This window comes from Nostoc sp., assembly GCF_036917375.1.
GTDB lineage: Bacteria > Cyanobacteriota > Cyanobacteriia > Cyanobacteriales > Nostocaceae > Nostoc.
Window position 1 is genome coordinate 52,273 of record NZ_JBALDN010000007.1, and the last position, 20,582, is coordinate 72,854.

General features: G+C 40.7%; 15 protein-coding genes. 9 read left to right on the forward strand and 6 right to left on the reverse strand.

Features of this window, described 5'->3' with window-relative positions; genetic code table 11:
• Positions 1–272: 272 nt before the first annotated feature.
• The 6 genes from V7K45_RS02245 (at position 273) to V7K45_RS02270 (ending at position 9,529) form a co-directional block, all read left to right on the forward strand.
• On the forward strand, positions 273–1,196 hold the full coding sequence (locus V7K45_RS02245) for a DMT family transporter (protein WP_334999952.1): 924 nt from the start codon (positions 273–275) through the stop codon (positions 1,194–1,196).
• 504 nt (positions 1,197–1,700) lie between these two features.
• Complete coding sequence (locus V7K45_RS02250; protein ID WP_334999953.1) at positions 1,701–3,416, forward strand: alpha/beta hydrolase; 1,716 nt, start codon at positions 1,701–1,703, stop codon at positions 3,414–3,416.
• Positions 3,417–3,601: 185 nt separating this feature from the next.
• The gene (locus V7K45_RS02255) at positions 3,602–4,318 is read left to right on the forward strand and encodes a CTP synthase C-terminal region-related (seleno)protein (protein ID WP_334999955.1); all 717 of its coding nucleotides are present in this window, start codon (positions 3,602–3,604) and stop codon (positions 4,316–4,318) included.
• Positions 4,319–4,632: 314 nt separating this feature from the next.
• Positions 4,633–6,972: an ATP-binding protein gene (locus tag V7K45_RS02260; protein WP_334999957.1), complete on the forward strand. Its 2,340-nt coding sequence runs from the start codon at positions 4,633–4,635 to the stop codon at positions 6,970–6,972.
• Between the two features lie 52 nt (positions 6,973–7,024).
• Positions 7,025–7,498 carry a response regulator gene (locus V7K45_RS02265; protein WP_334999959.1) on the forward strand — a complete coding sequence of 158 codons (474 nt, stop codon included), beginning with the start codon at positions 7,025–7,027 and terminating at the stop codon, positions 7,496–7,498.
• A 279-nt stretch (positions 7,499–7,777) separates the two neighbouring features.
• Positions 7,778–9,529 carry a hybrid sensor histidine kinase/response regulator gene (locus V7K45_RS02270; protein ID WP_334999961.1) on the forward strand — a complete coding sequence of 584 codons (1,752 nt, stop codon included), beginning with the start codon at positions 7,778–7,780 and terminating at the stop codon, positions 9,527–9,529.
• A gap of 259 nt (positions 9,530–9,788) precedes the next feature.
• Here V7K45_RS02270 and V7K45_RS02275 read toward each other — a convergent pair whose 3' ends face one another.
• Positions 9,789–10,295 (reverse strand): hypothetical protein, encoded by a 507-nt coding sequence (locus tag V7K45_RS02275; protein WP_334999963.1) that lies wholly within the window; start codon positions 10,293–10,295, stop codon positions 9,789–9,791.
• A 441-nt stretch (positions 10,296–10,736) separates the two neighbouring features.
• Between V7K45_RS02275 and truB the strand changes: the two genes are divergently transcribed.
• Positions 10,737–11,621 carry a tRNA pseudouridine(55) synthase TruB gene (gene truB / locus V7K45_RS02280; protein ID WP_334999965.1) on the forward strand — a complete coding sequence of 295 codons (885 nt, stop codon included), beginning with the start codon at positions 10,737–10,739 and terminating at the stop codon, positions 11,619–11,621.
• Positions 11,622–11,729: 108 nt separating this feature from the next.
• On the opposite strand, the gene V7K45_RS02285 is transcribed toward truB, so the two are convergent.
• The 4 genes from V7K45_RS02285 to V7K45_RS02300 form a co-directional block, all read right to left on the reverse strand.
• Positions 11,730–12,509 carry a hypothetical protein gene (locus V7K45_RS02285; protein WP_334999967.1) on the reverse strand — a complete coding sequence of 260 codons (780 nt, stop codon included), beginning with the start codon at positions 12,507–12,509 and terminating at the stop codon, positions 11,730–11,732.
• Between the two features lie 204 nt (positions 12,510–12,713).
• Entirely contained in the window at positions 12,714–13,550 is an 837-nt protein-coding gene (locus V7K45_RS02290; RefSeq protein WP_335000085.1) for a CheR family methyltransferase, read from the reverse strand.
• 21 nt (positions 13,551–13,571) lie between these two features.
• A complete protein-coding gene (locus V7K45_RS02295; RefSeq protein ID WP_334999969.1) occupies positions 13,572–14,108 on the reverse strand; it encodes a hypothetical protein in 537 nt (178 codons plus the stop codon).
• A gap of 183 nt (positions 14,109–14,291) precedes the next feature.
• Positions 14,292–14,858, reverse strand: a complete 567-nt coding sequence (locus V7K45_RS02300) for an HD domain-containing protein (protein WP_334999972.1) — start codon at positions 14,856–14,858, stop codon at positions 14,292–14,294.
• Positions 14,859–15,310: 452 nt separating this feature from the next.
• Between V7K45_RS02300 and V7K45_RS02305 the strand changes: the two genes are divergently transcribed.
• Positions 15,311–15,862: a DUF2231 domain-containing protein gene (locus V7K45_RS02305; protein ID WP_334999974.1), complete on the forward strand. Its 552-nt coding sequence runs from the start codon at positions 15,311–15,313 to the stop codon at positions 15,860–15,862.
• Between the two features lie 584 nt (positions 15,863–16,446).
• The gene (locus V7K45_RS02310; RefSeq protein ID WP_334999975.1) at positions 16,447–16,815 is read left to right on the forward strand and encodes a hypothetical protein; all 369 of its coding nucleotides are present in this window, start codon (positions 16,447–16,449) and stop codon (positions 16,813–16,815) included.
• Between the two features lie 433 nt (positions 16,816–17,248).
• On the opposite strand, the gene V7K45_RS02315 is transcribed toward V7K45_RS02310, so the two are convergent.
• Positions 17,249–20,521, reverse strand: a complete 3,273-nt coding sequence (locus V7K45_RS02315; RefSeq protein ID WP_334999977.1) for an alpha-mannosidase — start codon at positions 20,519–20,521, stop codon at positions 17,249–17,251.
• Positions 20,522–20,582: the final 61 nt, after the last annotated feature.

The following is a 20,582-nucleotide window of genomic DNA, read 5'->3' on the forward strand; positions in this document are numbered from 1 at the left end:
TAAAGTAACACCGAGATAAAGTATACATTTATGAGGAAGTTTGAAATATAAGATTCATGTAAAATGAACACGCAAATTACAAATTTTACGTGAACACAAAAAAACCTTCTTCGGGCTACGAATTATAAATTAAGTTGGACAAATTAGTTATTTTATATTGAATTTGCATTAACTAAACTATTAATATATTTTGTCGATAAGAGTTTGATAAAATGTTCAGATATTTAAATTAGATATAACTTGCTTATCAGTCCTAATTTTTGGATATTTTAATGTTAATACATCAGAGTTCTGGTCGGTGGCGCTTAGGGCTAGCATTATCGCTATTGACGGTCTTATTATGGGGAATTTTACCTATTGCTCTTGCAATAATTCTACAAGTACTAGATGTCTATACCGTAATTTGGTTTCGTTTTTTGGTATCATTTGTATTGCTTGCTGTGTATTTAGGAATACGGGGTAAATTACCAAAGTTAGAAGAATTGCGCTCTGCTTCTGGAAAGTTATTAGCGATCGCGACAATATTTTTAGGGATTAATTATTTTTCGTTTATCCAAGGTTTAGCATTAACATCGCCTGCTAACGCTGAAGTTCTCATTCAATTATCTAGCCTTTTATTAGGTTTTGGAGGGTTAGTAATTTTTAAAGAACGTTATCGGCTGTCTCAATGGATTGGCGTTAGTGTCATGATTTGTGGTTATCTTTTATTTTTTCGCGAGCAACTAACGAATTTAATTACAGCACATGGCACATATATACTAGGTAGTGTTTTAATTGCACTAGGATCGACAGCTTGGGCTATTTATGCTTTGGCACAAAAGCAGTTATTACAATCTTTATCTTCTACCAGCATCATGTTGATTATTTATGGGGGCTGTGCTTTATTATTCACTCCTCTAGCAAAAGTTAAATCACTTTTTATACTTGATACTTTCCATTTAGGAATGTTGATTTTTTGTGCCTTGAATACCTTAATCGCTTACAGTGCTTTTTCTGAATCATTACAACATTGGGAAGCATCACGAGTAAGTGCAGTATTAGCCTTAGCTCCCATTGTGACATTAATAGCAGTCACAGTTGTATCAGTTATTGCACCTTCTTGGACACCACCAGAACACTTCACCTTCATAGCAATATTTGGAGCGGGTTTAGTAGTTACAGGTTCAATAGCGATCGCTTTGGGAAAAGCTGATTAATCACCATATTTTTCAGGATTTTCACTGGATTTTTCATCTAGTGAATTCGTGCCAGATTCAAAGCTACAACATAAATACTGAGGCAGACTATTTTTTATTTGTTATGATTTAATAGTGAAGGCAAGCTACTGAAGTCAGATGGATACTTTACGCATCTGTGTGACTCTGTAGTATTTAATTGTTGACTTGATAGCCGAAAAATCCTTGAAGAATTCAAAAATCAGAATTCAGGAGTCAGAATAAATTACTAGGTAATTGGGAATCACTACTTTATTTGACTACTAAATCTAAAATTTGGTGGAGATTTTAAACCCATTTATACCGATTATTTTAAGCAAGCTACATTCGCAAGTCATAGATAATTCATCCTGAATTATCACTACTGACTCCTAAATTCTGTTTTGAGAAAATTGAGGCTAATAACTTTAAGTAAACCAAGCAGGGCGCCCGAATAACTACCAAAGCCAACACCCGATAAAACCAGACCACCGAAACAGTTGAGCGATGAATAGTTTGTTTGGTAATTGGGCCAGCACCCTCAGAAAAAATTCTCTATTGCTGGTTCTTTCAATGGTGCTGCCAACATTTGGAATTAGTAATTCTGTCTTGGCGGCAGAGCGGATTTATGCATCTTATTCAGCTTTGGAGCTTTCCATTTCAGTCAGGACTTTAGAGAACTACGCCAAAACAGGTGTAATTAACGAAGACTTAGCAGCCTATCAGCGATATCTGCCTTTAGAACAGCTTCAAGAATTGCGGCGGATTTTGCTTAATCGTGTAAAAGTTAGTCCAGTAGTAGTTTCGCAACTTCTCTACACACCACAAGGAGAATTTTTACTGCATCGATTGGCGCAAGTGATTATAAATAAATCTTCTCAACCAGAACCAGGATTTGGTGCTTTGCGTTCGGCGCTAATTTTAGCCTCTGGTGAATCGGGAGGCTTGACACTTTTAAATGTGTTGCGTAAATATCCCACCAGCAGCATTCGCCTTGATGTCGCCGAGACTTTTGAAATAGCTACGGAATTGGAGAAACTTGTTAACCAAACCCATCAGGCGATCGCAGCTGTTTCCCAAAAGTCTAAAATAGAAGCTGAGAGCATTTCTCAACCAAATTTCTCGCAATTGCCCGATTTAAAGGTTCCGGGAAAATTTAAATCGCAAAAATACACCCTGAAGTTTTTCGACTCAACCCGCAATCGACTTTTATTGACTGATGTTTACATTCCCAATGTCCAGAAGACTGCACCAGTAATTGTCATTTCTCACGGTTTGGGTTTAGACAGCAGTAACTTTCAATATTTAGCCACTCATTTAGCTTCTTACGGATTTGCCGTCGTTGTTCCCAATCACCCTGGTAGTGACGCGAAACAATTGCGTTCTCTGCTCAATGGACGCGCTATTGAAGTAGCAGAACCAAGTGAATTTCAAGACCGACCAATGGACATAACATATATACTGAATCAATTGCAAAAAGGTAATCAATCTGATTCACGGTTTAAAGGTCGCTTAAATCTGCAACAAGTCGGAGTATTTGGTCAATCTTTGGGAGGCTACACAGCCTTGGCCCTGGCAGGCGCTAAAATCAACTTTGAGCAGCTAAAACAAGACTGTCAACCAGCAGCACTCCAAAAAACCTGGAATATGTCTTTACTGCTCCAGTGTCGCGCTTTAGAATTGAGCATTAGTAAGTCTGGCAAAGATTATAACCTGCGGGATGAAAGAGTAAAAGCTGCGATCGCAGTTAATCCCATTACTAGTTCGATTTTTGGCAAAGCTGGCTTAAGTCAAATTAAAACTCCAGTAATGATTGTCAGCAGTAGTGATGATACAGTTGCACCAGCTTTATCCGAGCAAATTTTACCTTTCTCCTGGTTGGCAAATTCCCAAAAGTATCTCGTCATGCTTGTAGGTGGCACACACTTCTCTACCATTGGCAATGCAAACCCTGCAAATCAACAAGTAGCATTACCTGCCGATATGATTGGCGATGCTTCTCAAGCACGTCGTTACATGAATGTTTTGAGTTTACCTTTCTTCCAAACATACATTGCAGGCAAGCCGCAATACACACCGTACCTCAACGCCGCTTACACTCAAAGCATTTCTAGTAAGTCTCTTGGTTTGAGTCTCGTCAAATCATTCAATACAGCCGAGTTAGCACAATTATTGGATATTAAAGGAGCCAAACTCGTAAAAAAAAAGTTCCCAACACCATAGTCAGCTTCGGATTTTGGATGTTGGATATTGGTGTTGCATTGCTGCATGTAATGATTTTTATTTGATTTGAACAGTTAGCCCTCAAGTTATTGGTAGGGGCAGAGTTTTGAATCTGTCTGTAGAGTGATAGAAGCACTGAAGACAAGACTTTATGCTACAAATCTACTAAAAATTGAGGTAAGCCAATGAAACCAATCAAGGTAGCGGTTGTTGGTGACTATCACCCAGTGTTTCCACCTCAAGCCACATTGGGCGTAGCGCTCCGTCATGCCGCAGCAGTTCTTGACTTAGAAGTTACAGAAACATGGATACCAACAGAAACTCTTGCCAAGCCTAATGCAAATGCAATGTTGCAGGATTTTGATGGCATCTTTGGCGGGCCAGGAGATGTTCGGGAGTTGGAAGGAACGCTCCAAGGAATTCGCTTCGCTCGTGAAAATGACAAGCCCTATTTTGGAACATGTGCTGGATTTCAGTATGCGGTTATTGAGTTTGCCCGCAACGTATTATGGATTGCAGATGCTACCAGTGCTGAATTCGATCCATCTGCTGCTCGATTAATTCTGACTCCACTTGCGTGTAACATTGCAGGAAAGAAGATGACTGTCAATATTCAACCCAACAGTCTTGCTCGCGATCTCTACAGCAACAACGCAGCAGTTGAGGAATACTTCTGCCACTTTGGAATCAATCCGATGTATCGTGATGCTCTGATTGAGGCAGGTATGCAGATTTCTGGCACAGACCAAAATGGTGAACCTCGGATCTTGGAGTTACCAACTCATCCCTTCTTTCTAGCAAGTTTGTTTGTGCCGCAAACTTCGTCAACTCCTTCTAAACCTCATCCACTCATCAGTGGTTTTCTTGCAGCTTGCGCTAAGTTGCTAGTGAAAACGGGCTAACAATGTGATGGAGACTTGTCAGGTATATTACGATAGTCAAGCTTTTCACCGTATTTAAGACGGCAGTGACTATTCTGCTCAGTAAAATGCAAGAAATAATTGTGTAAATCATAACTAATTATACGGTTATGATATTACAGCTTCTATAACGTACCGAAAACCATCTTCTAATTATTTGCCCTTACCTACTTATTGTAAAAACCGTAACAAGCCCAATTGATATACGATCGCATTCATACTTCTCGACCTATACTTTAAAGAAATATGACATTTAATTACGCTATTTTAAAAACTAGCTTTACATAAGTTCAGTTATGAGCCAGCCGGAATATACTACAGCCCAAGCTACTGCCCTGACTAACCACGATCGCAAACCTATTCACATACCTGGCTCTATTCAACCTCATGGCATTCTCCTGGCACTCAGTACTCAGTTAGAGATACTGCAAGTTAGCAACAATACCCAAGCGTATTTGTACAAAGCTCCAGAAGATTTGCTCGGTAAACCTTTGAGCTATTTACTTGAACCTCAGCCAGTGGAAATTGTCAAGCAGTGCTTAGTAAAAAAGATTGGCAGCGCTAATGTTTTCAAAGTATTAATAAATACTTTATATGGAGAAATATACTTTGATGCTATTGCTCATCGTACAGAAGAAGCTGTGATTCTGGAGCTAGAACCAACTGACTCGGAATTTGAGGTGAGTTTCTTAAACTTTCATAGTTTGGCGAGTGAAGCGATCGCTAAAATGCAAAGGACATCCAATCTGGGAGAATTTTTACATTCAGTAGCTGAAGAAGTCCAAAAAATCATCGGTTTCGATCGGGTGATGGTCTATCAATTTGACGAGTCAGAAGCGGGTTCTGTTGTTGCAGAAGTTAAACGGGAAGATTTATCACCTTACTTAGGACTCCACTATCCCGCTACAGATATTCCAGCGCAGGCTAGGGAGTTATACACGCGCTGCTTTCTGCGATTTCTCCCCGATTTGACTGCCGAACCTGTCAAACTAGTTCCAACGGAAAATCCGACAACACATCAGCATCTTGACTTAAGCTACTGTCTGCTACGAAGTTTTGATTGGTGTTGTACTGAATATCATCAAAATATGGGAGTGAAGGCTCTTTTGGTGATTTCAATTATTCAAGAACAGAAGCTTTGGGGATTAATATCTTGTCACCATCAAACACCAAAGTATATTTCTTACGAAGTCCGCAAGATGTGCGAATTTTTGGGACAGATTGCGTCTTTAGAATTAGCGCACAAAATTAGTTACTCGGAATGGGATTATAAAGTAAAACTCAAATCGCTACAGTCTGAGTTTCTAGAATCTATTTCCCAAGCAGACAATTTTATCGATGCCTTAATTAAACCGGAAATTCGCTTGCTCGATCTTGTTAGTGCTTCAGGAGCGGCGGTTTGTCTAGATAATGAAATTACTCTTGTAGGAACAACACCGAATATTGATGAAGTTCGGGCACTCATTGAATGGGCGAATACCCAAGTTAGTGACAACCTATTTTCTACTAATTCTCTGCCGAAGCTTTACTCAGAGGCACTGATATTTAAAGATACTGCTAGTGGCTTGTTGCTACTGCGGATTTCTAAAGTCCGGCGTTATTACATCCTTTGGTTTCGCCCGGAAGTTATCCAAACAGTACACTGGGCAGGAAATCCGCAAGAATCCATGCAAGCGCAGGCAGATGGTAGCTATACCCTATCTCCACGAAAATCTTTTGAACAATGGCAAGAAACGGTTAGATTAACTTCTCTACCCTGGAAACCTTGCGAACTAGACAGTGCGATCGCTTTGAATAATGCGATCGTTGGTATTGTACTCTCGAAAGCGGATGAATTAGCTAAAATCAACCTAGAGTTAGAGCGCAGTAACCAAGAACTAGCATCCTTTGCCTACGCCGCTTCCCATGACCTCAAGGAACCTTTGCGAGGCATTTATAACTTTTCAACAGTGCTGCTAGAAGACTATGCCCAAGTATTAGATGATGACGGCATTGAGTGCTTGCAAACAGTAGTATCCTTGTCTGTACGCATGGAAACTCTGATTAATGCTCTATTGCGACTCTCGCAGTTAGGACAAGCACAACTGCGTTTGCAAGCAACTGACCTCAACGAATTACTCAACCAAGTAATTGACATTTTTCGTGCTAGTCGTCAAGACTCTGGGCTTGTAGATATCCGCATTCCTCGGCCTTTACCAACAGTTTTGTGCGATCGAGTTCTGGTTAATGAAGTCTTCAGTAATCTGCTTGGTAATGCGTTCAAATACAACGATAAAGCGGAGCAATGGGTTGAGATTGGCTACATTTCTCAAGAAGAGGGGCAGGGAGCAGGGAGCAGGGGAGCAGGGGAGCAGGGGAGCATTTCCCCTCTGCCCCTCTGCCCCTCTGCCCCTCTGCCTCTTCTCCATGCCCAGTGCCCAATATTTTATATCCGCGATAACGGCATTGGAATTCCACAACATCATCTAGAAACTATCTTTAGATTATTTAAGCGGCTTCATTCGCAGGAAAAATACGGTGGAGGAGCCGGTGCGGGACTAGCTATTGTCAAGAAGATTGTTGAGCTTCATAACGGTAAAATTTGGGTGAAATCTACTATAGGCGTTGGCTCAATTTTTTATTTTACGTTGGAATAGTTTAAGATAATGACTAAATATATATTTTTGTTAAGCTCTTTTAAGACTACGAATGACAAAAAAACTTCATGAACCGCTGCTCGTTGTTGAGGACAGCAATGAAGATTTTCGGATGCTGCAACGTCTGATGCGGCGTATGTCCGTCCAGAATCCCATACACCGTTGTACTAATGGAGATGAGGTTTTAGAGTTTCTCTATCAACAGGGAAACTATGCCTACGCTAAGGACGAAGACCTACCCAACTCAAAAGTAGCATTACGACCCTCTGTAATCTTGCTCGATCTCAATTTGCCAGGTATTGATGGGCGTGACATTTTAGATCGGCTCAAGCAGGATAACAGTTTCAAAGGAATTCCCATCGTTGTTTTTACCACATCATCTAACCCCAAGGATATTGAATTGTGCTACCAAAAGGGCGCAAATGGATATCTGGTAAAACCGATGGATGCTCAGGAACTAAAAAAGACGATCCAGGCATTTGTGGATTACTGGCTTGAAGCCAATACGCCGCCTGTGTTGGATTAAGTTATTTATTTTTTGTCAATCTAGCAGTAGGGGAAAACCGATAATAAAGGAGACGGCTCAGAGGAGACAGAGACATTTCCCTCTTTGAGTCACTGTGTGTGTTTGTCTCTGTTATATTCCTTTTCCCCATTTTCCTGTTTTTGACTATTTGGTGTTTCTTTAGGATTACTAAAGAATTTAGATTTTATTTACACTTATTTTATATTATTTTTAGAATTATGCAAGAAAACACAATCTGGATAAAAGGGATCTATATGGCTCCCTGATCCTCATAACCTTATGTTGGACACATGGACGCTACTTATCATCGATGATTGTGCCGCAGATCGGAAAATCTATCGTCGATATCTTTTGAAAGATCCGCACCAGTCCTACCAGATTTTGGAGGCAGACTGTGCAGAAGAAGGACTTGCTTTGTGCCAAAAAGTACGCTGCGATGTGATTCTGCTGGATTTTTGCCTACCTGATATGAGCGGGTTAGAACTTTTTGATCGCATTCAGCAGGAGATATTTAAGACTTCTGTCCCCGTAATTATGTTGACAGGGCGCGGTGATGAAGAAATCGCTGTGCAGGTAATGAAACGAGGTGCTTTAGATTACTTAGTCAAGCAAAATCTTACACAAGATGTGCTGCAACTAGCAGTCCGCAACGCCATTAAGCAATCGTGCTTGCAAGCCCAACTGCTCAAAACTCAGGAGAGACAACGCCTAATTGCCACGACTGCTTTACGAATTCGCCAGTCTCTTAATCTAGAGCAGATTTTGAATACGGCTGTAGCTGAGGTTCAGCAACTTCTAAAGTGCGATCGCGTGATGGTTTATCAGTTTGCCCCAGATACAGATGGTAAGATAGTCGCCTCATCAGTTGAGTCATACAGCACTGTGGCATTGTGCGATCGCGTTGGGGCTGGGATTGGGGAGCAGAGGAGCAGGGGAGCAGGAGAGCAGAGGAGTAGGGAGGAAGTTGCAGTAGGTCTTTCTCCTGTGCCCCTCTGCCCCTCCGCCCCTCTGCCTTTTGTGCCTAATTCCCCATCTCCAATCCCTTATATCTATGAGCTTGGCTTGTGTAATTGTGTCAACCTAAAAGAGCAATTTAATACTAAGGCAAATCTGGTAGTTCCGATTAATCTGAGCAACAATGGAAACCCAACACCCAAGCTTTGGGGTTTATTGATTGCTCACCATAATTCCGGGGAGCGACAGTGGCAAACTGATGATGCAGAAATGCTCAATGAAGTATCAGTACAACTAGCGATCGCTATTCAACAAGCGGAATTGTTAGCCCAAACTCAAGCAGCCCTTGCCAAAGAAAAGCAACTCAATGTATTTAAATCCCAAATAATTACAACGGTTTCCCATGAGTATCGAACGCCGCTAACTTCAATTCTGGCTGCGGCATCAACTTTGGTAAAACATAGCCAGCAACTAGATGAGTCCAAACAAGAGCGGTTCTTGGGAATCATTGAACAGAAAGCCAGGTATATGTCCAAACTCGTGGATAATATGCTTCTGGTTAACCAATTGGAACTGGAAAAACCCAAGTTTCAACCAATCTCAGTCGATTTACTACAATTTTTTTCCGATCTATTAGAACAAGAGCGAGAAACAGTAGGCGATCGCCACGAATTGATTTTTAAAATTACTGGTAATCATCATGGATTTTGGGGCGATCGCGGACTTTTGCAACAAATTTTTATTAACTTAATGTCCAATGCAATTAAGTACTCTCCAGATGGAGGTAGTGTAGAATTTCACCTGATCGGCAAAGAATCAGAAGCGATTTTTTACATTCAAGACTGTGGAATTGGTATCCCAATGGCAGATCGAGAAAATTTGTTTCAATCCTTCAGTCGTGGAAGTAACGTTGACACAATTCCTGGTACAGGCTTAGGACTCGCGATCGCTAAAGCTTGTGTCGAGTTACATAGTGGCAATATTACTTTGTCAAGTGAAGTGGGGCAAGGAACTAAAGTTACAGTTAGCTTACCGAAGATATGTCCAACTGGTCAACTATCCTCATCATCCATTTGATTTAGATAATTTTCAAAAGCATATTTTCAGGAGGCAGGAGGAACCCACGTTTTAAAACGTGGGATTGATCTTGGACGCAATGCAAGTCGCGCTATTCGTCTTGATATAATTCTTGTTTTAAAGTGGGCTTTATACCCTGCAAATGCGAGTTTTTATTCATACTTCTTTCCTCCTGCCTCCTGCCCGGTTGTTGAGTTTCGACTACGCTCAACTGCCGCGTAGTCGAAACACTGCCTCCTGCCTCCTGCCTCCTTTATAATTATTGCTCTTGAATTTCTATCTTGCTAATCAACCATTCTTTGATTGTTTTCCCGCAAGGCTCAGAACTTTGGCAATCACTGACATTCTCTAGAGAATAAGACATTTTTACTTTTTTGTTGACGTATTTATCTGGTTCGCAAACCTCAAAGACTGCACCGACACCTTCATATACTTTGCCATTTTCATCGACAACAGTAACGTAGCATTTCAAGTCTCCGTTTTGCATATCTTTGATAGTACCAGAACTGGGATTATCGTTTTTAATTTCTTTGGATTGATTGTTTTTAGGAGATGTTTTTTCAGTTGATGCTGACTTAATAGTTTTTTTGCTGTTATCTAGTTTTACTTGATTCACAGAAATAGATTCAGAATTAACTTGCGTAGCTGTTGCAGTATTTGCTGGATTAACTTTATTTTGTTGAGAAGCACTATTGTCTGAGTTACTACAACCCACAATCAACATAGAGCAAAAAAACAAAGTAGTAGTGAAGATTGATTTTTTCATTTGATTTATGTTCCTAAAACCTCTTGATAGTTGTTTGGCTAAAAGCGCTATAGATAAAATCTTTGATTGATAATCAAAAATTTGATTAAGTTTTCTATGATATTTCTTGATTATTACAGTTTTATGTCTTGTAAGTTATAAATGACATCGTGATATTTGCGGAAAATACTCGGCATTATCTGCACTTTTTGGATATTATTCGGTAAAGTGCTTAGAGAATGTCTTGATACTGATAAAATAATGCTTAATAGAAGAAAAATGCAGAATTCAGAATTCAGAATCAAAACGCTCTCTACGACTCGCTATCCGCTTTTTCGATCAGAATGAATTCTGACTCCTGACTCCTGAATTCTGTTTCGATAAACTTTAATTGCTAAATATTAATGCTTTGAGGATTAAATAAGTATTTAATATAGTTTAGAAGCTGTAAGTATTGATTTTGTGTTATTTCAAGGTTTTCTCAACTTAAACAAACCATTTGACTGGACTTCCCACGACTGCGTAGCGCGGGTGCGAAAATTGTTGCGCCTCAAACGTGTAGGACATGCGGGAACCTTAGATCCAGCAGCAACAGGGGTTTTACCGATCGCACTTGGTAAAGCTACAAGATTATTGCAATATCTGCCAGAAAATAAAGCTTACAAGGCTACCATTCGTCTGGGTGTGCGGACTACAACCGATGATTTAGAAGGTGAAATCATTAGTTCTCAAGCTTGTGCTGGATTGAGTTTGGCAGAGGTGAAAACTGCACTGGCACAATTTGAAGGCAAGATTGAGCAAATCCCACCGAGTTATAGTGCAATTCAAGTGGATGGGAAACGTCTCTACGACTTAGCACGTAAAGGTGAAATAGTGGAAGTTCCAGTGCGGACAGTAGAAATTTTTCAGATAGATATTTTGGATTGGAGAGAAGGAGATTTTCCCGAATTGGATGTGGCGATCGCCTGTGGATCTGGTACATATATTAGAGCGATCGCTCGTGACTTAGGTGCAATCTTAGAAACTGGCGGCACTCTGGCGGCTTTGATCCGTACTCAAAGCAGTGGTTTCGATTTAACAGATAGTCTCACTTTCACCGACTTAGAAGCTAAATTGCAAGGCGGGACATTTCAACCTCTTGCTCCTGATGCAGCGTTACAACATTTGTCGTCTGTAACTTTACCAGCAATATCTGCTCAAAAATGGTGTCAAGGTCAGCGAGTTTCTCTAAATTCTGAAGTTAATGAGATAGTAAGAGTTTATCAAGAAGAGACTCGCTTTTTAGGTGTTGGACAATTACAAGATGAAGTGTTAATTCCGCAAATGGTTTTTGAGGCGATTTCTTAAAACTGTTGTTCTAAGTAAGTGGCTGTGAATAATTAAATTACATAACATAGTTTGATTTATTCTAGTCCACTTACTTATTTACTTACTTTTTCTCTTTAAAACGAGGCATTAAACCAAATAACTCGTATTTGGTACGATCGCAAAGAAAGCATACTCATACCAAGCAGTCCAGATGAAACTGCGAATCCATCGCTGGCGCTTGTCGGAACTCAATTCATATTCAAACGCCCCACGAGATACATCAATGGAAGATAGATGAGAGTTGCAACCGCAACCATGCTGATAAGTAAAACCGTATTTGGAGGCGATACTTTGCACCTTCATTTGAATAGCAAAGACCTTACCTGCATGAAGTATGGCATCCCAAGCGCGTTTATGCTCAATATCGCGTCGATCGAATCGCAAGGCACGTTCTTCAAAAACATGATCGCGGTAAATTGGAGCTAAATGCACGTGATAAAAACTTGCTGGTAGTTCATAACCAAATTCATTGAATAAATCTATGCCGATGCGAGCCACTTTTACTTCATCAGCGTAATCGATTCCTTTTGACTCCACATCGCAAAGAATTTCTGCAAAGTTCGGATAGCTGTGTTTGAGGAAGTCTTGCCCAAAAAACTCTAAGGTTTCCCATGCCAGTTGTGCAAATAACTGGGAAAATGAGGGTATTAGGTGAGCTAATTGGGGGCGATCGCTAAATAAATCAACATCACCACGTTCTAATTTATACAAAAATAGCTGTGCCATCTCAACATAGCTTTGGGGTTGGGAAAGTCCGACACTCGTGGTTCCTCTAGCAATGTCTTGCCATATAGAAGGTAGTTGAGAAACATGAACCGCATTTTCTCCAGCAATGACTGCAACAGGAGGACATTCGAGAAGTTGCATCGACAATCTCCTTTAATACTTTAATGTGTAATTTACCTTAAGCCATCGCTAAATCTATCTTCTGAACACAATAAAAAATGTTTGACAGACTGTCTTTTGACAGCAATCGCAATTTTATTCATAATTTATGGTTGGGCATTCTTTATTTTAGGATAATTCGTACTTCATAATTCATAATTCAATTACCAACTTCAAGCATTCTTTTTACCCACCTGCTATTTTCCTATATATTTTCTCACCCTTAATTAACTCTTCATAGTACTGCTCATAAGAGGTGAACCTAATAGATTCTTGTCTTCCTAAACCTAAGATGCCAAAGGTACAAAGGCTATTATAAAATAGTTCGTGTACGCGTTTCTGAAGTGCCTGATTAAAATATATGAGGACATTACGACAAAGAATCACATTGAACTCATTAAAAGAGCTATCAGTGGCTAAATTGTGCTGGGCAAAAACCACATTTTCTCTTAGAGACGCTCGAAAAATAGCATTGTCATAAGCTGCTGTATAATATTCTGAGAAAGATTTCTTGCCCCCTGCTTTTAAATACAGGTGAGTATATTCCTGCATCATTTTCAACGAGAAAATCCCACTTTTAGCATTTTGTAATACCTTCTCATTCGTATCAGTGGCATATATGCGGCAACGGTGATAAAGTCCTTCTTCTTGCAGTAAAATTGCCATTGAATAAACTTCTTCACCAGTTGAACATCCAGCGTGCCAGATGCGAATAAACGGATAGGTTTGTAAGAAGGGAATAACCTGATTTCTGAAGGTATTATAAAAGCTAGGATCGCGAAACATTGATGTTACATTCACCGTCAGGGCCAACAAAAATCTTTCTAAATAGGCGCGGTTGTGGAGTAATCGCTCCTGCAATGCAGAAATATTTCCTATCCCTTCTAATTGCATGAAGCCCTGAATACGGCGCTTGAGCGATGAAAGAGCATAATTGCGAAAATCATAACCGTAGTACTGATACACACCTTCCAAGAGCAGGTGTATTTCTATGTCCTCCAAGATCGGTTTGGGCAGAGGCATAATATTCATAATTCATAAGTTTCAATTTAACCAAGTGGCTTTTATTACTAAAACAGCGATCGCAATTATTGAAATTCCAGCTAGCCATCTAACCTGATAACGCAGATTTTTTATCTCTTGGCTCAGGCTTTCTCTCTGTGGGATAGAATATGGTTCTAGTTGTACAACTTCAATAGCTACTTGTTCAGGTGTCTTTTGGGTATTTTCAAACGAGACTTGCGTGTGTAGCCAATTAGTAATCAGTTGCGGACAGTTCTTTTTAAACCAATTTAAAGCTAAGATTCTAAAAACTGGTTTAGACACTCGGGCAATTAATTTCATCACCCTGTTTAACGGTTTCAGGCGAAGCTTTTGATTAATCAAATTGACTGAACCAACATCATAAAGACAATCCAGAATTAGTTTTACAGTGGCTTCTTCACTGTTAATCAAGTTTTGCAGTAAAAGCAGAACATCACGCATACGCTCTGCTTCCGTATACTTTTCTGCCAAGTTTTCTGGAGAATTTACTGAAGGATTTACAGTTGGATTTAGGGTGTTTTGTCTTACTATCGTCATATTGGTAACTTACCAGCCATAATAATGTCAGTACACCTATCTATCGAGAGAAAGATTTTTTATCTAGAGAGAGAACCTAAAAGCCAAAATTTTTTCGTGAGAAACATGACTATATCGTGTTTGGAAAAAATCTGTTTGTCTAGTTCTAATAAATCTTTTATCTACTTCTGGGTAAATAATTTTTTATTTAGATGCTAAGACTTCAATTTCCGAAATCACCCGTTCTAATTCCTCAATTATTACAGTGCTTTCAGTCTTTTTAAAGGCATCTACAAGCGCCCGATAATACCAAAGAGTACCTTCTTTACGCCCATGAAAACGTTCCCAAAGTGAGTCGCCCAAAATGCGATAATCTTTGAGAATAGATTGGGCGTTGTAAAGTTTATCGGCTAATGACACAAGCAGTACTGATGGGGAAGCAGTAGGAATATGAGCAATGTACGCTTCTTTACGCTGTCGCCAGGGGGGTTTTGGAGTTGTATCAGCGTCCGTACAACCATCTACAATTGCCGTTACATTGTCACCAAAGCGACGGCGAATTTCTTCTCGTGTTGCAGCGCCACCTTGATCTTCAATCGCATCGTGTAAGAGAGCTGCGATCGCTTCATCTTCATTTGCCCCGTATTCTAAAGCAATACTGGTGACACCTAATAAATGGGCAACATAAGGAACACCTGAACCTTTACGAACTTGGTTGGCGTGTAGTTGGGTGGCGTAGATAAGGGCTGCGGTAAAACGTTCTGAGAGCATTGTATAAAAAAATTCCAGCAGTCAGAAGAACTCAACCGAAATATTGGGTTTGTGTCAATTTTATAACAAATCGCTCCAAGTGCAGAGGTAATAAAGGATCAAAAGGGTACCAAGGTAAATTTGAAATTTGAAATTAGATAGACAACATTTAAATCTATATTCCATCGCCAGATAGATAAAACTCTGCTGTTAGTTTATTAGATTTACTCAAAGATGCACTTTTCAAACAACCTCTAAGAGTTAACTTACATAATGTTCAGACAATCCTGGATGAGAAAAACAGATTTTCGATGATCGGGTGATGGGAAAGTTGCACTAAATTCCAGCGCAAAATTAGTCAAGTCAACCCACTAAAAGTAGAAATAGGCAAGCTATCTTACAAGCTGAAGTCTGATGTTAGAAAAATTTCTTCAGCCGAAAAATGTAACGTTCATAAATTCAGGATACTAATAATGGAAACTACAGAAACAACGCAAACAGGTTCAACACCTTTTCCAAATATTCCACCAGTTATTGAAAGTAACGACAGTGAGTATCGTGATACCGGTGTACCCAGTACAGTTGCGATCGCCGGACATCCCCTACACCCCTTGAGTGTAATCTTTCCCATAGCATTTTTAGCTGCTGCCTTGGGAAGTGACATTGGTTATTGGTTAACTAGCGATTTCTTTTGGGCTAGGGCTTCGCTATGGTTAATCGGACTTGGATTAGCTGGAGGCATCCTTGCATCTGCGATCGGTCTGAGCGACTTTGTGAAAATTGAACGAGTCCGCAAGCGCGCCGCTGGTTGGACGCATTTAATACTTAACGTTTCTATACTAGTTTTATCACTCGTTAACTTTCTCCTACGCTTGGGTGACGCTGAATCCCGAATATTACCTTGGGGACTGTTAATCTCGCTTGTTGTCGGTACGCTGACCAGTGCTTCTGGTTGGTTCGGCGCTGAACTCTCCTATCGCCACAAAATTGGTGTAGTGGGTGGAGGTAGCAGAAGATATCCTTAAAGGATGTGTAAGGCAGTGTTTCGACTACGCTCAACAATCAGACAGGAGGCAGAAAGCAAGTGGTAACAGAGCGTAGTCGTTGCCGCAGCCTCTTGTAGAGAAGTCAGGCAGAAAATAGGAAAAACGCAGCACTTAACAAGATAGTTGCCTGAAGCTAGAAATCCAGTGACAGATTATTATTTACAGCTTCCGCTAATGAAAATTTAGTAGTTATAGCTTGTATTTAGATACAGTTTTGATACATTTTGTGGGATGCAGATAAGTCCGTTCTAAAGTTTTTCTTTCATCAAAAGTTGGGAGGATATTTCCCGTGCCCAGTAAGCTTTTGAACCCATATTACAATAAAAAATATAGCTTGTTTAAATAATAACTGTATACTTTATCTATGTGGTGAAAAAAATACATCCTGTTAAATATTAACTATTTATATACACAAGCTTATAAAAATTGCAATTATACAAAAGGGTGAAATTGCAATATAAAATTTCATACTAAATTAAGTTTAAAAAAATGCGCGAGCGGTAACTTTCAGACTTTAAAGTGTTTTAATAAAGTTATTACCGAAAGTTTAGAGAAGCAAAAACATGAAAGGTTTCAGGAAGTTATCTTCAATAGCAGTATTGCTATTTGCCTTTGTGTCTCCGCCCTCATTAGCTGAAGCGAAAGATATTTCTCTAAGTAATGTTCTGAATGAACAGAGCGTTGCACCAGATGCTAACCTGGTTGGAAATAAAACCGGAGAGCTTTTGATTGCCCAACGGCGGTCAAGAAGATACTATAGACGACGGCAGATAATTCAACGCCGACAGCCCTTTGGAAGACGGCAGATAATCCGACGACAGCAGTTAAGACAACGACAGATAATCAGACGACGGCAGCGCTTCGGACAAGAGGAGATTATCCAACGACGGCAGCCCTTTGGAAGACGGCAGATAATCCGACGAGGCTATTAGAGATATGAGTGAAGATGACGTAGGCATAATACCCTTCCCCTAACAGAGCCGCTACGCATAGCTTGCTTCCATGAAGTGGTACGGGAAGCCTCTGGCTATATGAATTTTGCCTACTAAGAAATTAGTTTCTAAAGATGTCTATTAATGACTGGTGATACAAATAAGCCAGTTGTTAATAGGAATCTGGTGAAAAAGAATGTAGAGACGCAGCACTGCTAAATCTCTACAAGGGTTTTGAATAATATCATGTTCGGGTAATTAGTTGTGATTCCCATAGTCATTGCACCCCACCCCCAACTCCTCCCCGCCGGCGGGGTGAGGTTCTTGGGGTTTAGTAAGTAATCAAGCGGACATGACATAACACATATTTAATTTCACCAGATTTCTAATGGTTAGTAGTTGTTCTATTAACCATTAACTATGGTGGCTCACTTCAGCTTGGATTAATCGCTGGTATCACCTTAAAATTGGCGATTTTCCAAGGTTGTATCATCAAGATTTGTTGCTGAGATGAAAATTCAGTACTGGCGGAACGCTCTAATAAATCCACTGGATTTTCTAGATTCAATCCTAAATCACTTTGCAAAGATAACTCGGCTGTTTCTCCGTGAGATTCATAACATCGCAGAATTAACTGCTGTGGATCGTCTTCAGATGGCTTTAAGGCCATCAAGATTAAATTTTCAGCTGATAAATCTAGGAAACTTACTCCTTCAATAGTGCTGGTAGCGGTAGTGGAGGGTTTAGCCAGTGGCCAATTGAATATCACTTGCAACGGTATATTCAATTCATAGCCACGCCGTACTGTATGGGCTGATTCCCAACTATCAGCATGAGGATACAAGGTATATTTGAACTCGTGAAAACCTCGGTCAGCTTTTGAGTCTGGCCAATTAGAACTACGTAGCAGTGTTAGGCGGAGTTGATTTGGTTTGCTGTCATAACCGTATTTACAATCATTGAGCAAACTGACACCATAACGATTTGGAATTGCGGTATCTGTCTGTGTTTCTTCTGCTGTTAAATCAGCCCAACGCAAAGCAGGAACTTCCCACTTTGCTTGTTCTGCGGGGGTTTGCGGTTTAGTTGGGCGGCGAATCGCGCCACAGGGAATTTCATAAGTAGCAAAGTCGGCTTCAATATTTAGAGGAAAAGCAGCTTTCACTAATACATGATTTTCTTGCCAATTGACAGTTGTAGCAATGTTTAGCAGAGGTGAACCAGCTTGCAGAATATAGTCTTGGCAAAATTCCGATTCACCCAACTGACGCACCACGCGCACACGACTTTGGACTGGGCCTTGTTCTAACCACTGAACAGATTGAAGATTTGTTGAAGGTAAGGGATGTTGAGCATAATTGGGGTCTATATTCCAAGCATCCCAATATTGCCCACTGTCTTTAAAAGCTTGCAGTTGATTCCCCGCCCCACTCAAAACTTCTCGCTGATAAGTTTTGTCAAAAACACTTGATAAATCTCCGGTGTCAGGATCTATAACAACTCGCAAGAATTCATTTTCTAAAATCCAGTCTGGGAAAAGTGCGGGAGATGAGGGAGAGACGCGATTCATCTCATCTGAACTGGGGAGTGAAGGGGAAAGCCAAAATATGCGGTAGCCGACAGGTGGAATTTCGGTGGCGAGAAATAGTAGGGTTGATGGTTCAGATAATTGGGAGACAAGCTGGTTTCCAGAAGCATCGTAAATCTGCCATTCCTGGGTAGTTGTTGGTGGCGTGGGTAAGACTACAGAGATTACCTCAGAACGTTGCCAATTGAGAGAATTAAAAACAAAAATAGGCAGACTATCGGGTTTTGGTGGTTCTGATAGGGTAATGTGAGATGCGATCGCTAAAAGTGATTCCTGTAATATTTTCGTTCCCACTTGTTCCACTTGCTGCCATTGGGGCAAGGCATCTGTGTAAACTTGGGTAATTGCAGAACCAGGTAAAATATCGTGAAACTGTTGAAATAAAACTAATTTCCAAGCTGCTTCAATCTCTGCTTTCGGATATGTCACACCACAGCTTACAGTTGCCAAGGTAGCAAATAGTTCAGCTTGATATAATAAATTTTCACAACGACGATTCCAGCGTTTTTGATCTCCGTGGGTAGTGTAGCAACCGCGATGGAATTCTAAGTATAGTTCGTCATTCCAAGTAGGAAATAAGGGAGAATCATCACTACTACCTCCCGTCTCCTGCCTCCTGCCTCCTTTACTGATTTGCTGTAAATACTTTTCAGCCGTCGTAAATTCTAAGTCTGGAAACAAAGGTGACTTTTGCCAGCGTTGAGCGGTTTCTAACATATCACGGGTGGGCCCGCCGCCGTGGTCGCCGACACCTGGAAGCCAGAGGGATTCTGGTAAACTAGTTTGCGTTTGCCACTCAAGAGCGTAGGATGCCATTTTAACTGGGTCTATAGCTTCACCGATGGGTGCAGACATCAAACTAAAGACTTTGCTACCGTCAGGCGATCGCCACCAAAAAGCCCCATAATCAAATTTAGTAGTATCATTCCACCGCAACTTCTGCGTCACAAAATACTCAATTCCGGCATTAGCGAAAAACTGCGGTAAAGTTGCACAGAAACCAAAAGAATCTGGAACCCATTCCACAGTTGAAAGCTTGCCAAATTTCTCCTGGATGTAGCGCTGGCCATATAGTAGCTGACGGACTATTGATTCACCAGCAATTAGGTTGAGTTCCGGTTCCACCCACATTCCGCCGACAACTTCCCAACGTCCCGCGGCTACCTGTGCTTGAATTGCCCTAAATAAATCCGGGCGATGTTCTTCAATCCAAGCATAAAGTGCGGGACTTGAATGACAGAAAATTAACTCAGGAAAATCTGCTTGCAACTTCAGAACCGACTCAAAAGTATTTTGCGCCGCATTCCAAGTTTCACTTACAGGCCATAACCATGCTAAATCTAAGTGAGCATGACCCAACAGGAAAATTTTAGATTTTTGATCCCCCCAACCCCCCTTCAAAAGGGGGGCTAAGATGTCGGATTGAATTAAATTTTGGCGTAGAGATAAAAACGACTTTACTAACTCTCCCTTCTCTTCCTTCGCGTCCTTAGCGCCTTCGCGGTTCGTAATCTCCCTCACCATCGCCGCCAAAACATCTAACTTCTCCGGCGCAAATTTTTCTAAATAAAGTTGCACCACAGCTAACTCATCAGCCACAAAACCCGGATCGGGATTATTATCAACATAAGACTCATAAACTAGGAGCGATCGCACTAAAGCACCATCACAATGTCCCGGACTCACTAATCGCAAAGCCACAGTGAATTCTTCCCCTGCTGTCACCCCCTGACTGAGAAGCACTCTCGGCGAACAATCAAATAAATCACCCTCCAGCACTAACTCGCCATTTACATAAATCTCAGCAGAATCCGCCCACCAAACCAGCGCCAGCCGCAAAGATAACCCAGCTAAGGGATAACCGTGTAAATCTTGGGGAACCACCAATCTTTGCACTAGCCATAGCACTTTTTTCCCGCCCGTCCAAGCAATATGTTCTTTGGCATTCAACTGGGCAAGTTGCCAATGAGACAAATCAGCAGCTACAACATCAGTAATAACTAAGTCAGATTCCTGATACAGCCACGTAGACTGGATATTAACTTGACAAAAAGAGCGTAGTTGCTCAATTGCTTGAGAGATAAATTTGGTCTGGGATTGAGAGACAGTCGGGGTCATATATTCGCTAATATGAGGTGTTGGTCGTTTTTATTGTTTGGCGCGAGTCTCACAACTTAAC